The sequence below is a fragment of the Acinetobacter larvae genome, assembly GCF_001704115.1.
Taxonomy (GTDB): Bacteria; Pseudomonadota; Gammaproteobacteria; order Pseudomonadales; family Moraxellaceae; genus Acinetobacter; species Acinetobacter larvae.
In genome coordinates this window covers 3342378-3356695 of record NZ_CP016895.1, presented here as the reverse complement: position 1 = coordinate 3356695, position 14318 = coordinate 3342378, and the positions used below count along the sequence as shown (strand labels likewise).

Below are 14318 nucleotides of genomic sequence, written 5' to 3'. Positions count from 1 at the left end.
ATTAGTGATTGGTAAGAATCCACAACAAGTTGTTCTTCAGTGTCTACGATGGGTCTGTAGCTCAGTTGGTTAGAGCACACGCTTGATAAGCGTGGGGTCACAAGTTCAAGTCTTGTCAGACCCACCACTAACTATGCTTGCAAGGTATCTTGTGAGAGGGTGACGGAAAAGTAGATACGAAATAATCTCGTAGATTTAAGCTGGGGACTTAGCTTAGTTGGTAGAGCGCCTGCTTTGCACGCAGGAGGTCAGGAGTTCGACTCTCCTAGTCTCCACCACTCATTATGATGAGTAAGGCTAAGAAAGAAGCTTAAAGCTAAAATGAAAGATCGATTATAGAGTTTAAATAAGAATTGGCATGAGCTGATTATATTTAACCTCTGTGATTTATCACAGTATCTTGACCTGACGAAGGCAAGATAAATCATTAACAGATTAGAAATTGAGTCTGAAATAAATTGTTCAACTTGATTTGTTTGAAAAGACAAATTGAGAACTAGTAAATGAACACTGAATCAAGCGTTTTGGTATGTGAATTTAGATTGAAGCTGTACAGTGTTTAAGTACACGAAACTTCGAACTGCGATGTTGTTAGTGCTCCTTGTAGGTGCTTGCGACTGTTTGGGGTTGTATAGTCAAGTAATTAAGTGCATGTGGTGGATGCCTTGGCAGTCAGAGGCGAAGAAAGACGTGATAGCCTGCGAAAAGCGTCGGGGAGGCGGCAAATATCCTGTGATCCGGCGATGTCTGAATGGGGAAACCCACCTACTTTAAGGTAGGTATCAATAACTGAATACATAGGTTATTGAGGCGAACGAGGGGAAGTGAAACATCTCAGTACCCTTAGGAAAAGAAATCAATTGAGATTCCCTGAGTAGCGGCGAGCGAACGGGGAACAGCCCATTAAGTCATATTTGTTTTAGTGGAATGCACTGGGAAGTGCAAACGTAGAGGGTGATATTCCCGTACACGAAAGAGCAAATATGATGATGTCGAGTAGGGCGAGGCACGTGAAACCTTGTCTGAATATGGGGGGACCATCCTCCAAGGCTAAATACTCCTGACTGACCGATAGTGAACCAGTACCGTGAGGGAAAGGCGAAAAGAACCCCTGTGAGGGGAGTGAAATAGATCCTGAAACCGCATGCATACAAGCAGTGGGAGCTCCATTTTGGAGTGACTGCGTACCTTTTGTATAATGGGTCAGCGACTTATATTCAGTAGCGAGGTTAACCGTATAGGGGAGCCGTAGAGAAATCGAGTCTTAATAGGGCGTCTAGTTGCTGGGTATAGACCCGAAACCGGGTGATCTATCCATGAGCAGGTTGAAGGTTGGGTAACACTAACTGGAGGACCGAACCCACCGTCGTTGAAAAGCCGGGGGATGACTTGTGGATAGGGGTGAAAGGCTAATCAAACTCGGTGATAGCTGGTTCTCCCCGAAAGCTATTTAGGTAGCGCCTCGGACGAATACCATTGGGGGTAGAGCACTGTTTCGGCTAGGGGGTCATCCCGACTTACCAAACCGATGCAAACTCCGAATACCAATGAGTACTATCCGGGAGACAGACTGCGGGTGCTAACGTCCGTAGTCAAGAGGAAAACAATCCAGACCGCCAGCTAAGGCCCCAAAATCATAGTTAAGTGGGAAACGATGTGGGAAGGCATAGACAGCTAGGAGGTTGGCTTAGAAGCAGCCACCCTTTAAAGAAAGCGTAATAGCTCACTAGTCGAGTCGGCCTGCGCGGAAGATGTAACGGGGCTAAAACTATGTGCCGAAGCTGCGGATGTATACTTATGTATACGTGGTAGGGGAGCGTTCTGTAAGCCGAAGAAGGTGGATTGAGAAGTCTGCTGGAGGTATCAGAAGTGCGAATGCTGACGTGAGTAACGATAAAACGGGTGAAAAACCCGTTCGCTGAAAGACCAAGGGTTCCAGTCCAACGTTAATCGGGGCTGGGTGAGTCGACCCCTAAGGCGAGGCCGAGAGGCGTAGTCGATGGGAAATTGGTTAATATTCCAATACTTCTGTGTAATGCGATGAGAGGACGGAGAAGGTTAAGTCAGCCTGGCGTTGGTTGTCCAGGTGGAAGACAGTAGGCATGCATCTTAGGCAAATCCGGGGTGCTCTATGCTGAGAGTCGATAGCAAGCTAGTTTACTAGCGAAGTGGCTGATACCCTGCTTCCAGGAAAAGTCTCTAAGCTACAGTTACACAGGAATCGTACCCGAAACCGACACAGGTGGTCAGGTCGAGTAGACCAAAGCGCTTGAGAGAACTCTGCTGAAGGAACTAGGCAAAATGGTACCGTAACTTCGGGAGAAGGTACGCTGCTGACGGTGATTCCCCTCGCGGGATGAGCGGTTGGCAGCCTCAGAAACCAGGCCGCTGCAACTGTTTATTAAAAACATAGCACTCTGCAAACACGAAAGTGGACGTATAGGGTGTGATGCCTGCCCGGTGCTGGAAGGTTAATTGATGGGGTTAGCGTAAGCGAAGCTCTTGATCGAAGCCCCAGTAAACGGCGGCCGTAACTATAACGGTCCTAAGGTAGCGAAATTCCTTGTCGGGTAAGTTCCGACCTGCACGAATGGCATAATGATGGCGGCGCTGTCTCCAGCAGAGGCTCAGTGAAATCGAAATCGCTGTGAAGATGCAGTGTACCCGCGGCTAGACGGAAAGACCCCGTGAACCTTTACTGCAGCTTGACATTGAACTTTGACCTTACTTGTGTAGGATAGGTGGGAGGCTTAGAAGTGGTGACGCTAGTTACCATGGAGCCATCCTTGAAATACCACCCTGGTAATGTTGAGGTTCTAACTCTGGTCCCTAATCGGGATCGAGGACCATGTCTGGTGGGTAGTTTGACTGGGGCGGTCTCCTCCTAAAGAGTAACGGAGGAGTACGAAGGTGCGCTCAGCGTGGTCGGAAATCACGCGTAGAGTATAAAGGCAAAAGCGCGCTTAACTGCGAGACCAACAAGTCGAGCAGGTACGAAAGTAGGTCTTAGTGATCCGGTGGTTCTGTATGGAAGGGCCATCGCTCAACGGATAAAAGGTACTCTGGGGATAACAGGCTGATACCGCCCAAGAGTTCATATCGACGGCGGTGTTTGGCACCTCGATGTCGGCTCATCTCATCCTGGGGCTGAAGCAGGTCCCAAGGGTATGGCTGTTCGCCATTTAAAGAGGTACGCGAGCTGGGTTTAGAACGTCGTGAGACAGTTCGGTCCCTATCTACCGTGGGCGTTGGAAATTTGAGAGGATCTGCTCCTAGTACGAGAGGACCAGAGTGGACGAACCTCTGGTGTACCGGTTGTGACGCCAGTCGCATCGCCGGGTAGCTATGTTCGGAAGGGATAACCGCTGAAAGCATCTAAGCGGGAAGCCTACCTCAAGATTAGATTTCCCTTGGAGTTTATCTCCACTAAAGAGCCGTTGAAGACTACGACGTTGATAGGTTGGATGTGGAAGCATGGCGACATGTGAAGCTGACCAATACTAATTGCTCGTGAGGCTTGACTATACAACACCCAAACAGTTGTTGTATAAAGCTCATTCGATTCATTTAAAATCAAATCTACTTGATTCATGTGAAATTCTAGTTACAATACAGACCCAGTTCTAATCCGTTAATAACTCATTTGGTTAAGAAAGTATGGCACTGAATAAAAATGTTCAGATCAGACCAGAAATCACCATAAACAGTTGTGCTGGCGACAATAGCAAGAGTGAACCACCTGATCCCTTCCCGAACTCAGAAGTGAAACCTCTTCGCGCTGATGGTAGTGTGGGGTTACCCATGTGAGAGTAAGTCATCGCCAGCTCATGATTACATATCCCTCGATGTCAAACATCGAGGGATTTTTTTTGGTTATATTTTAATAAAATGGTGAAATAGCGAAAGATAAAAACATAAAAATAAGCAGTGTGATGGCAGACAACTCAAGAAATATTCCCGCAATGCAATATAGAAAAACTAGCTGATCCTAACCATAAAAATTCCCTCTTAGTCCAGACAAAGAGGGAAACGGAGTTGCTGTACTATATTTCTTTATTGTTATGATTTTTATGCACTTGCACTTGCACTTGCACTTGCACTTGCACTGAGCTGCTGCTGTTCTAGTGCTCTTACTAAAGGAAGAACTTTTTCGCCAAAGTATTCGACTTCCTCGATAAAATGTAAAAAACCAATCAAAATTAGATCAATACCAAGTGCTTTTAAAGCAACGATGCGTTCAGCAATTTGTTGTGGTGTACCAATTAAATTGGTCTTAAAGCCATCATTGTACTGTACTAGATCTTCAAAGCTTGATTTTGCCCAGTTGCCTTCACCTTCTTTTGTGGCTGCACCCGCTTCTCTTGTTGCAATGGCAAAAGCTTGCACGGCTTCGACATTGGCTTCATCAATAATCTCTTGTAAGACGGCTTGGGCTTCTTGTTCAGTATCTCTGGCAATCACAAAGGCATTAACCGCAACGCGGACTTGATGTTGATGATTTTTGGCTTTAATTTTCAAATCATTGATTTGTTCTCTTAAGGCATCTGCGTTATTGCCATTGGTAAAATACCAATCAGATACGCGTGCAGCCATATCACGTGCAGCCCTTGAACTACCACCTTGGAAAATTTCTATATAAGGTTTCTGAATAGGTTTGGGTTTTAGGGTGTAATGGTTGAATTGATAGTATTTGCCATGAAAGCTAAATTGCTCTTGTGACCAAATACCTTTAAGACACTGAATAAATTCTTCTGATCGGCGATAGCGTTCATCATGTTCGGGCCAATCTTCACCAATTGCATCAAATTCACCTTTAAACCAACCACTGACAATATTGACCGCGATACGTCCTTGGGTGAGTTGATCAATTGTTGCCAATTGTTTTGCAGCTAAAGCAGGTTTCCATGGACCGGGTAAAATAGCAGCAATTACTTTTAAGCGTTCAGTTTTAGCCAAAATAGCGTGACTAAAACTGACTGATTCATGTTGATATTCAGCACCATAACCTGCGGTAAAGCGGATTTGTGTGAGTGCATATTCAAAACCATTTCTTTCTGCTGCTTGAGCCAATCGGACATTGTAGTCATAACGCCAATCGGTACGTTGTTCAATGTTACTGACAACGAGTCCGCCACTTACGTTGGGTACCCAGTAGGCAAATTTAATTTGATTTTTTGAATCAGTCATGGTTATTTCCTTTGTTATTATTGTTGGTCGTAAACACAGATTGCTTAAGCAACCTGTGTTTTAGTTTTGTCTAAATGCTTCTGTTGTAATCTTGATTCAGCGGCATCTAGGCTTGGTACTGCAACAGAGGGGAGTACTTCTTCTTGTTCGATTTGTTTATTAATTCCTAGATTTGCATTGGCCTGCTCAGTTTTGGCTTTGACAATTTCAGCACGATGACCTTTGGCTGGTGCCCATTCCAATACGGGTAAGGCACGTGCAATGGCTAAGGTAATCCGATCACGTAGGCTTTGGCTTTGAATGGTATAGTCTGCATTGAAGTCACGATCTGTAGCATAGACACCAATTGGCAAGGTCTGCGCTTGGAAAAAACTAAACAATGGGCGCAACTGGTGCTCTAAAACTAAGGCATGACGATCGCTACCCCCAGAAGCAGCCAAGAGTACGGGTACATCGACTAAAGCAGTTTGTTCTACAAAATCGAAGAAATGTTTAAATAGACCAGTGAAAGATGCACGATAAACTGGTGTTCCAACGATCAGTGCATCAGCTGCTTCAACAGCTGCGAGGTCATCTTGAACACGTTGTGGTAATTGATGACGATAAATTGCACCCCCTAATAAACTTCCAATTTCACTAAATTTTATAAAATGCACTTGCACCGGCGTTGCATCGGAAAGCTCATCTATAATTTCCTGAATAAGGCTTTCTGTCTTGGATGGGAAGTTTAAACCACCTGATACTGCAACGATATTTAAAGGTTTTTGTAAATCTGTAGACATGCTTATGACCTAAATACATAAATTTGGAATAGGCTTATTAATCAATAATTGCTTGGTCGTTGTAAAATAAGGAATAAAAAAAACAATATCTCTATTTGATATAAACTGAGATACTCAAGATTCAATATTAAAAGTGGCGCTATAAGTTATTGAGAAAAATATAAATTTTATATATATTTTCATTTCAATGGATAACAATCATGATTTATAGGAAATAACGCAGTAATTATCTGAGAAAGAGCTATAAATGAAAAAAATAGCTTTAATTGGGTAATTATTCTAGAAATTGGTTAAGATTTACGTATCCTTAATTGTAAGAGTACAGTTAAAATGAGTAACTGTGCTAGAGATGTCACGCCTTACTTATGAATATATTAATTGTTGATGATCATCCGCTATTTCGTCATGCTTTAATTCAAGCTGTACGTTATAGTTTCCCGCAGGTACAAATTCATGAAACTGCTGCAGTGAATGAATTTTATGAACGTTTGGAAAAGGGGCCAGAACCTGATTTAGTATTGTTAGATTTAAGTTTACCAGGCGCTTCTGGTTTCTCTGCTTTGATCTATGTACGTGCTCAGTATCCAGCTATCCCGATCATCGTTGTATCTGCACATGAAGAAGTATCTATTATTCAACGTGCAGTCGCACATGGAGCCGCAGGCTATATCCCAAAATCATCACACCCGAGCCATATTGGTGAAGCAATTCGTCAGGTATTGGAGGGGGATGTTTGGTTGCCACCGAATCTACCATTGAATCTTAGTTTTGATGCCCGTGCCGCAGATGAAGCTGCATTAGCAGAGCGTATCCAATCTTTGACGCCGCAGCAATTTAGAGTATTGATGATGGTTTCTGGTGGTTTACTCAATAAGCAAATTGCTTATGAGCTCGATGTTTCCGAGGCAACAATCAAAGCGCATTTAACGTCTATTTTCAGAAAACTGGGTGTGCAAAATCGTACTCAGGCTGTGCTTGCTATTAGTGCACTCAATTTGGAAGAAAAAAGGCTATAAAAAAGCCATGTATTGCAATTTGGCTATACATGGCGGGTGATGATTGACATTGAACAGTGAATATTGCTCAGCGATTAAGCCAAGCAATCTTGTTTCGGTGTTAAGCTATCGCAATACAAAGGGTTGAGAGCACATTGCAAATCATTGATTTGCTCTTGGGTAACATACTGTTTTCTAATCAGGTACTCAGCGACTCTGTCATCACGTAAGCTTAAAAAAGCTGCATCATAAACGCCTAGATCAACAAATAATGCTGCTGTAGCCAAACTATTGAAACGATCAAGGAAAACATCATCACCATACATCAGGAAGATATGGTCATCATGGGCATGCGGGTCGATTGCTAATAAATCGGCAAGTTGATCTGGCGCAGTTTTGATAAAGAGCAGATCTGATAATTCATCGAATTGATTGAGATCAAGCATATCTTGATCATGACGTACTTTGCCTAACCAGGCTTTAAAGACTAAAACAGCGCCGCCACGGAGTAACATGCTCCAGATTTGATGACGCACTGCTTGGTCTAAGGATTGGCTTTCTGTCTGTAATACGTCCAGAAATTTTTGTTCTTGTTCAGATAATTTTTCAAATAACCCTAAGCCTTGCGGATGATAGGCAGCGGGAGCGAAGACATCAAAATTGAGCTCATCAAAAACTTGTAAAGCCAAAGGTACAGTACAGCGATATAAAGTATCGAGGGCTTGAGTATGGTGCTGGGCGAGCTTACTGTTCTGAAAAAGTTCGTTCCAATGGATTTCCGGTAAAATTGCATTGAGCGCATATTGACGATGAAATTGTTGGTTTTGAAGCGCATGGTTTGAGTCGTTTTGGTTGCTTCGTGTCATGGTAAAACTCCATTTTAAATTTTTGCAGAGCATATCGCAAAATTTAAGTTGTCTATATTGGTTTTGATTTTATGATTTTTTTAAGATGCAATACAAATTAGACTAAAGTCTTATATTGTAAGAAATCAACAATATATTAATAAAATTCAGTATCTTGCAAAATAGTAACAAAGTGTACACATGTATATTTATATTTTTGATCATCTTTGCCATAGAAAAGAGCATATTGAAATTTTTGGTCAGTCCAGTAGGCTATTTTCTGAGATGATTTGTCGGATTATGCAAAACAAAAAAAATAAATTGCTAATCATGTGCTATTTAAGATCTGCTTTAGCTTTGTTCTGCAGAAATCATGGTAACAATTTATGCAGAACAAAGCAGAAATTTAAGATTTATTGTGTGACTTTTAAGCTTGAAAGCCATGCTCGTAATGACGCGGGTTTAAGTGGTTTTTTGAGTAATACAATATTGAGCGCTTTCAAACGTTGCGGTAATTCTGGGTCTGAATCTGCTGTGATTAAGGCAACAGGAATGTGCGCAGGGCGATGTTCTAAAATAAAGTTGAGTCCAAGCATATCTTGATCTAAATGCTGGTCAACCAACCAAACTTGTATTGGATGTTCTTTAATAATTTGCTCAGCTTCGGCTGGGGTTGCTGCTTTATAAATATCATAGCCCCAACGTCCTAATAAAATCGACATACAATCCAAAATTGTGCCGTCATTATCTAAGCATAAGATCTTCATGGCATGTCCTTGAATGGCAGCAACAGGATTATTACTGACATTGAGCTGAGGTGCTTGTGTCGTCGGCACTTCAACCATAAAACAAGAGCCTTTATGCAAGGTAGAGTAGACATTGACAGGATAATCCAACATGCTGGTCATGCGCTGTACAATGGCTAAGCCTAAACCCAAACCTTGCTCACTCCAAGGTGAGGTATGACCACAACGTACAAACTCCTGAAAGAGCTTGATACGTTGTTCTTCAGAAATACCTGGACCAGTATCCCATACCCCAATACGAATATAGTTAGGTCGACTGGCTGCACGTAAAACACCGACCACCACGCGACCTTTTGCTGTATAACGCAAAGCATTGCTGACAAAGTTTTGAATAATGCGTCGAATCCATTGTGGATCAGTTTCAATCCAAAATTTTGTGTCATGTACTTTGAGCTGAATATTGCGTTGTGCTGCAATCGATTTGAATTGTAATTCTAGATCATTGAGCAAGTCGCGCAAGGGGTATGCCTGTACTTTCGGCTGAATGGCTTCGCCTTCAAGACGAGCGATATCTAACAACGCCGATAACATACTTTCCGCACCATGCAGCGAGCGATCTAGCTGTTGTAAGATTTGTAAATCTTCTTCGCTTTGCACGCTGTGTTCTAATGCGGTGCTAAATAATCGTGCGGCATGCATAGGTTGCAGTAAGTCATGACTGGCTGCGGCGATAAACCGGCTTTTCGATTGGTTGGCACGATCAGCTTGTTCTCGTGCTAATTGCTGTTCTGTGAGTGCATCAGCCAATTGTTGCGTTCGTTCTTGTACACGTGCTTCCAAAATTGCTTCGTTCTCACGGAATGCTGTAATGTCGGCAAAAGTTGTGACAAAACCACCGCCTTGAATGGGATTACCGCGCATCTGAATGACACGTCCATCTTTACGAATGCGTTCAAATTCATGCGCGCTGCCTTTGACCATCCAGTTGATTCGTTTACGTACGTGCTCTTCAATTGAACCTGGACCACATTCGCCACGTTCTGCGTTATAGCGGATTAAATCGGCAATTGGACAACCGACGTAGACTAAATTTTGTGGATAATCAAACAACTTAAGATATTGGTTGTTCCAAGCGACCAAACACATGTTTTCATCAACCACACTGACCCCTTGTGTCATATGGTCAATCATGGTCATGATCAGATTCTGATTGAAACGTTGCCATTGTGAAGCTTGGTCTAAAATATTGGCAACCTGACCAAGTGCTAGCCCATCATTGACCATGGCCGTGGTTAATAAGGTTCGTGCTGAAGCTGCGCCTATGGTGCCAGCCAAATACTGTTCGGTAAAACGCCACCACATCCCGTTGGCACTGCCTTGTTCATTTAAGCTGATATTATTTTGATGGCAGAAATTTTGGAAAGCCTGAATCGTTGGCTGCTCACCAGTAATACGCTTGGCCAATACCATTAAATCACCCACTTTGAGCCGTGCGGCATCATGCTGTAAGTAATTCATTTCCACTGGGTTGTTGTGAGATGGTAAAGGTTTGGTTTGATAATAAAAGAAACTTTCAGCTTGAATCTGTTCGGCAACACTGGGGCGATAAATACGTGATACCCAAATGAAAGCCAAAATATTAAGCCCTAAAGACCATAGTACACCGTGTGTTAGCGGTGCTAAGGACTCAAAGCCGAGCAATGCTTCGGGGCGAAGCCAATTGATACCGGCAGGTCCACCATTGAGAAAATGGTAGCTAAACATTTGATATTGATCTGGTAGGCTACGCAATAAGGTGGGTAATAACAGCGTATAGCTCCATAGTGTGAAACCTACCATCAGACCGGCATTGACGCCCTGTTGGCTACCACCACGCCAGTAAAGCCCGCCAATGAGCGCTGGCGCAAATTGTGCAACAGCACTAAAAGCCAATAAACCAAATACTGAAAGTTGATCGATATCTTTAAAAAAGTTAAAAAACAAAAAGCCTAAAAGCATCACAACGACAATGCAAATTCGTCGTGTCAGTTTGAGGACGACGGGTAGAAACTTATCTTGTCGCGAGAGTATGCCAAAGCGCCATAATGCCGGAATAATTAAGTCATTACTCAACATAATGGATAGCGCAACAGAGGACACTAAAAGCATACCAGTAGAGGCAGAGAATCCACCTAGAAATGCTAATAATGTTAACCAATCATGTTGATAGCTCAGCGGTAAAGATAAAACTGCAATATCAGGAATAGTCAGATAATCGGGGGCAACATGCATTGCCCAACTGGCAATGGGAATAATCGCCAATATGGTCAAAACCAGATATAAGGTAAACCAAAGCCGCGCACCTTTGATGTGCTTTTCATCATGCAGTTCTACCACCGCCACATGAAATTGCCGCGGTAGGCAAATAATTGCTAAACCAGCCAGTAACGTTTGAATCCAAAAGGTTTCAGGCACACCAAACTGTTGTACTTTATGAAAAGTCTGTTCAACATCGTGAGAGATTTGCACAATATTGTCTGGTGATTCAAAGATAAAAAATAGCGCGACCATAATGAGCGCAAATAATTTTACAAAGGATTCAAATGCTACTGCCAACATAAGCCCGCCATGTTGTTCGGTGTTGGCAATCTGCCGTGTACCAAACATCATCGCCAAGACAGCGAGAACCGCAGTGAGGGCCAATACACTATTGGTGGTGGTGCTAACCAAATGGGTATTATGATTGAGCAGTACCGATGCACTGAGAGCGATAGCACGCAGTTGTAATGCGAGATAGGGAATAATTGCAATGACGGCAAGAATCGTCACCAAAGATGCCAATGCACCACTTTTGCCATAGCGTGCTGCGACAAAATCGGCAATAGAGGAAATAGCATGGTGTCGTCGTACACGACCAAGCCGTCGCCAGATATCATAGCCTAAACCAATAAAAATCAGGGGGCCCAAGTAGATAGGCAAGAATAAGATGCCATCACGAACAGCGGCTCCAGTTGCACCATAAAAAGTCCAAGATGAGCAATACACACCCAAGGTTAAGCTAAACAACAGCATACGACCGCGTTTACTTAGACGGCTGGCATGTTTTTCTCCGTAGAAGGCACAACCAAATAAAATCAGGATATAAAGGGCGAGGGTCCCGATAATTAACCAACTGTTCATAGAACTCAAAGCTTACTACTCCAGCGCCATAATAACGTAATACGGCTCGAATACACCGTATATCCTGTGATTTAACGACCAAAGTCTAAGTTACGAAACTCATCGAACATTGCTAATTTAATATGTGCAAAACAACTACAAAATAAACAGCAATTTTCGGATTGGTTTTACAAGGAGCAAGATTATGGACGGACAACAGGTAGAACGTATTCTACACAATCCAAAGTTCAAAGAGATGGTCGCAAAAAAAAGAAATTTAAGTTGGACACTTACGGCAATTATGTTGATTGTGTATGTCGGATTTATGCTTCTAGTTGGCTATAACAAAGAATTTTTGATGAGTTCATTTGATGGTGGTGTAACCACTTGGGGAATTCCATTAGGACTTGGAATTATTGTATTGTCATTCGTTTTGTCAGGTATTTATTCTTTTATCGCAAATAACTTTTTGGACAAGCTGACACAAGAAGCCATGCGTGAAGTGGAAGCAATCACACATGACAAGGGAGCAAACTAAGATGAAAGGGATTTCATACAAAGCGCTTGCAATGCTGTGTCTAAGTGGCTTACTCAGCACCTTTGCACAGGCAGCACCAGATTTAGGGACAGCAGAGCAACAAGCAACCAACTGGCATGCCATTATCATGTTCTTGGTCTTCGTTGGTTTTACCTTGTTTATTACCAAATGGGCTGCGAAACAGACCACCAGTACCAAAGATTTCTATACGGCAGGTGGTGGTATTAGTGGTTTTCAAAATGGTTTAGCCATTGCTGGGGATTATATGTCTGCGGCATCCTTCTTAGGAATCTCCGCAATGGTGTTTAGCTCAGGCTTCGATGGGCTATTGTACTCACTCGGTTTTATGGTGGGTTGGCCGATTGTTTTATTTTTGGTTGCTGAACGTTTAAGAAACTTGGGTAAATATAATTTATCTGATGTGGTGTCATTTCGTTTAGAAGAAAAACCGGTGCGAACGTTAGCTGCGATTAGCTCCTTGGTTGTGGTTGCATTTTATCTCATCGCACAAATGGTTGGTGCAGGTCAGCTCATCAAATTATTGTTTGGCCTAAACTATAATATTGCTGTCATTATCGTTGGTATCCTGATGATGGCTTATGTCATCTTCGGTGGAATGTTGGCAACCACTTGGGTACAAATCATCAAGGCAGTGTTACTGCTGAGTGGTGCGACCTTTATGGCATTTATGGTGCTCAGCTCAGTCGGTTTTAGTTTCACCAATATGTTCAATAATGCAATTACCGTATTTGGTGAAGTGAATAAAATTAGCTTTGAAGACGCTAGTAAAATTATGGGACCAGGCAGTTTAGCGGCCAATCCATTAGACGCTTTGTCACTCGGTTTGGCATTGATGTTTGGTACAGCAGGTTTACCACATATTTTGATGCGTTTCTTTACTGTAAAAGATGCTAAAGAAGCACGTAAATCCGTGGTGTATGCAACAGCATTTATTGGTTATTTTTATTTATTGACCTTTATTATTGGTTTCGGTGCGATTTTATTTGTTGCCAACGATCCGCAGTTCTTAGATACCGCTAAAGCCATGGTTACTGGTAAATTAGAGTTGGTCGGTGGAAATAACATGGCAGCCGTGCATTTAAGTGATGCAGTCGGCGGCGATTTATTCATGGGCTTTATTTCTGCGGTTGCATTTGCCACCATCTTAGCTGTGGTAGCTGGTTTGACATTGTCTGGTGCATCAGCAATTTCACATGACTTATATGCCAACGTATTTAAGAAAGGACAAACAACGCCTGCATCTGAACTACGTATGTCAAAAATTGCCACTTTAGGTTTGGCGATCTTTGCGATGTTCCTTGGAATTATCTTTGAAAAGCAAAACGTTGCGTTTATGGTAGGCTTAGCTTTCTCGGTTGCTTGTTGTGCCAACTTCCCAGTTTTGGTTTTATCAATGTTCTGGAAAGGCTTGACCACCCGTGGTGCAGTCATCGGTGGTTTGGTAGGACTTATTGGTGCGGTGACGTTGATTGTCTTATCTAAAGCAGTTTGGGTAGATACTTTAGCACTGTCGGATACTGCGCCGAATCCATTTAATGGTCCAGCGTTATTTGCAATGCCATTAGCATTCTTATGCTGTTGGTTCTTCTCCATTACTGATAACTCTGAACGTGCGAGAAAAGAACGTGCTGCATTTGATGCTCAGTTTGTACGCTCTATGACAGGGATCGGTGCATCTGGTGCTTCAGATCATTAAGTTTTGATGGTGCTATAGGATATAGCATCTGCGGTGGTGACAGGCGTGAAGGCTAAATGTCGAAGCTCGTCAACCGCAGTAGATGCTCAAATATACACCGCTTACGGATTTCAATCTTTTTTAAAAAAACCAATATGACCTATATTGGTTTTTTTATGTCACGAGAATGTTGATCGCGAGAGAATGGCTTTTAAGTCGTTGGAATAATAGGTGATTAATTGAAATAAATCACAAATAATTAGAGTGACTCAAAGGATATATCTTGCGTGGTCTAGTTGGGAATTACTTGTTTTTATTAATTTTTATAAAAAAGCTTTTGTAACATTTTTTCATTTTTCACTGAATAGTGAATGTAATTTCGATACTATTA

General features: G+C 42.5%; 7 protein-coding genes, 2 tRNA genes and 2 rRNA genes. 7 read left to right on the top strand and 4 right to left on the bottom strand.

Annotation, left to right across the window (positions count from 1 at the left end; all coding sequences use genetic code 11):
- The first annotated feature begins 50 nt into the window (after positions 1-50).
- The 4 genes from BFG52_RS14880 (at position 51) to rrf (ending at position 3826) form a co-directional block, all read left to right on the top strand.
- Positions 51-127, top strand: a tRNA-Ile gene (locus BFG52_RS14880).
- 75 nt (positions 128-202) lie between these two features.
- Positions 203-278 (top strand) — tRNA-Ala (locus BFG52_RS14875).
- 355 nt (positions 279-633) lie between these two features.
- Positions 634-3525, top strand: a 23S ribosomal RNA gene (locus BFG52_RS14870).
- A 186-nt stretch (positions 3526-3711) separates the two neighbouring features.
- Positions 3712-3826 (top strand): 5S ribosomal RNA (gene rrf / locus BFG52_RS14865).
- A gap of 242 nt (positions 3827-4068) precedes the next feature.
- Here the strand turns inward: rrf and sfnG are convergent.
- The gene (gene sfnG, locus BFG52_RS14860; protein ID WP_067557967.1) at positions 4069-5187 is read right to left on the bottom strand and encodes a dimethylsulfone monooxygenase SfnG; all 1119 of its coding nucleotides are present in this window, start codon (positions 5185-5187) and stop codon (positions 4069-4071) included.
- A gap of 44 nt (positions 5188-5231) precedes the next feature.
- On the bottom strand, positions 5232-5969 hold the full coding sequence (gene msuE, locus BFG52_RS14855) for an FMN reductase (protein WP_067557964.1): 738 nt from the start codon (positions 5967-5969) through the stop codon (positions 5232-5234).
- 365 nt (positions 5970-6334) lie between these two features.
- Between msuE and BFG52_RS14850 the strand changes: the two genes are divergently transcribed.
- Positions 6335-6985: a response regulator transcription factor gene (locus BFG52_RS14850; protein WP_067557961.1), complete on the top strand. Its 651-nt coding sequence runs from the start codon at positions 6335-6337 to the stop codon at positions 6983-6985.
- A gap of 74 nt (positions 6986-7059) precedes the next feature.
- Here BFG52_RS14850 and BFG52_RS14845 read toward each other — a convergent pair whose 3' ends face one another.
- Both BFG52_RS14845 and BFG52_RS14840 read right to left on the bottom strand, forming a co-directional pair.
- Positions 7060-7830, bottom strand: a complete 771-nt coding sequence (locus BFG52_RS14845) for a hypothetical protein (protein ID WP_067557958.1) — start codon at positions 7828-7830, stop codon at positions 7060-7062.
- A gap of 392 nt (positions 7831-8222) precedes the next feature.
- The gene (locus tag BFG52_RS14840; RefSeq protein ID WP_067557955.1) at positions 8223-11714 is read right to left on the bottom strand and encodes a PAS domain-containing hybrid sensor histidine kinase/response regulator; all 3492 of its coding nucleotides are present in this window, start codon (positions 11712-11714) and stop codon (positions 8223-8225) included.
- 184 nt (positions 11715-11898) lie between these two features.
- Here BFG52_RS14840 and BFG52_RS14835 point away from each other — a divergent pair, with 184 nt between their 5' ends.
- Positions 11899-12231 (top strand): DUF485 domain-containing protein, encoded by a 333-nt coding sequence (locus BFG52_RS14835; protein ID WP_067557951.1) that lies wholly within the window; start codon positions 11899-11901, stop codon positions 12229-12231.
- Between the two features lies 1 nt (position 12232).
- The gene (locus tag BFG52_RS14830; protein ID WP_067557948.1) at positions 12233-13948 is read left to right on the top strand and encodes a cation acetate symporter; all 1716 of its coding nucleotides are present in this window, start codon (positions 12233-12235) and stop codon (positions 13946-13948) included.
- Positions 13949-14318 lie beyond the last annotated feature (370 nt).

Coding starts and splice junctions, on each gene's coding strand:
- sfnG (WP_067557967.1), bottom strand. CDS start 5,187: ATGACTGATTCAAAAAATCAAATTAAATTTGCCTACTGGGTACCCAAC.
- msuE (WP_067557964.1), bottom strand. CDS start 5,969: ATGTCTACAGATTTACAAAAACCTTTAAATATCGTTGCAGTATCAGGT.
- BFG52_RS14850 (WP_067557961.1), top strand. CDS start 6,335: ATGAATATATTAATTGTTGATGATCATCCGCTATTTCGTCATGCTTTA.
- BFG52_RS14845 (WP_067557958.1), bottom strand. CDS start 7,830: ATGACACGAAGCAACCAAAACGACTCAAACCATGCGCTTCAAAACCAA.
- BFG52_RS14840 (WP_067557955.1), bottom strand. CDS start 11,714: ATGAACAGTTGGTTAATTATCGGGACCCTCGCCCTTTATATCCTGATT.
- BFG52_RS14835 (WP_067557951.1), top strand. CDS start 11,899: ATGGACGGACAACAGGTAGAACGTATTCTACACAATCCAAAGTTCAAA.
- BFG52_RS14830 (WP_067557948.1), top strand. CDS start 12,233: ATGAAAGGGATTTCATACAAAGCGCTTGCAATGCTGTGTCTAAGTGGC.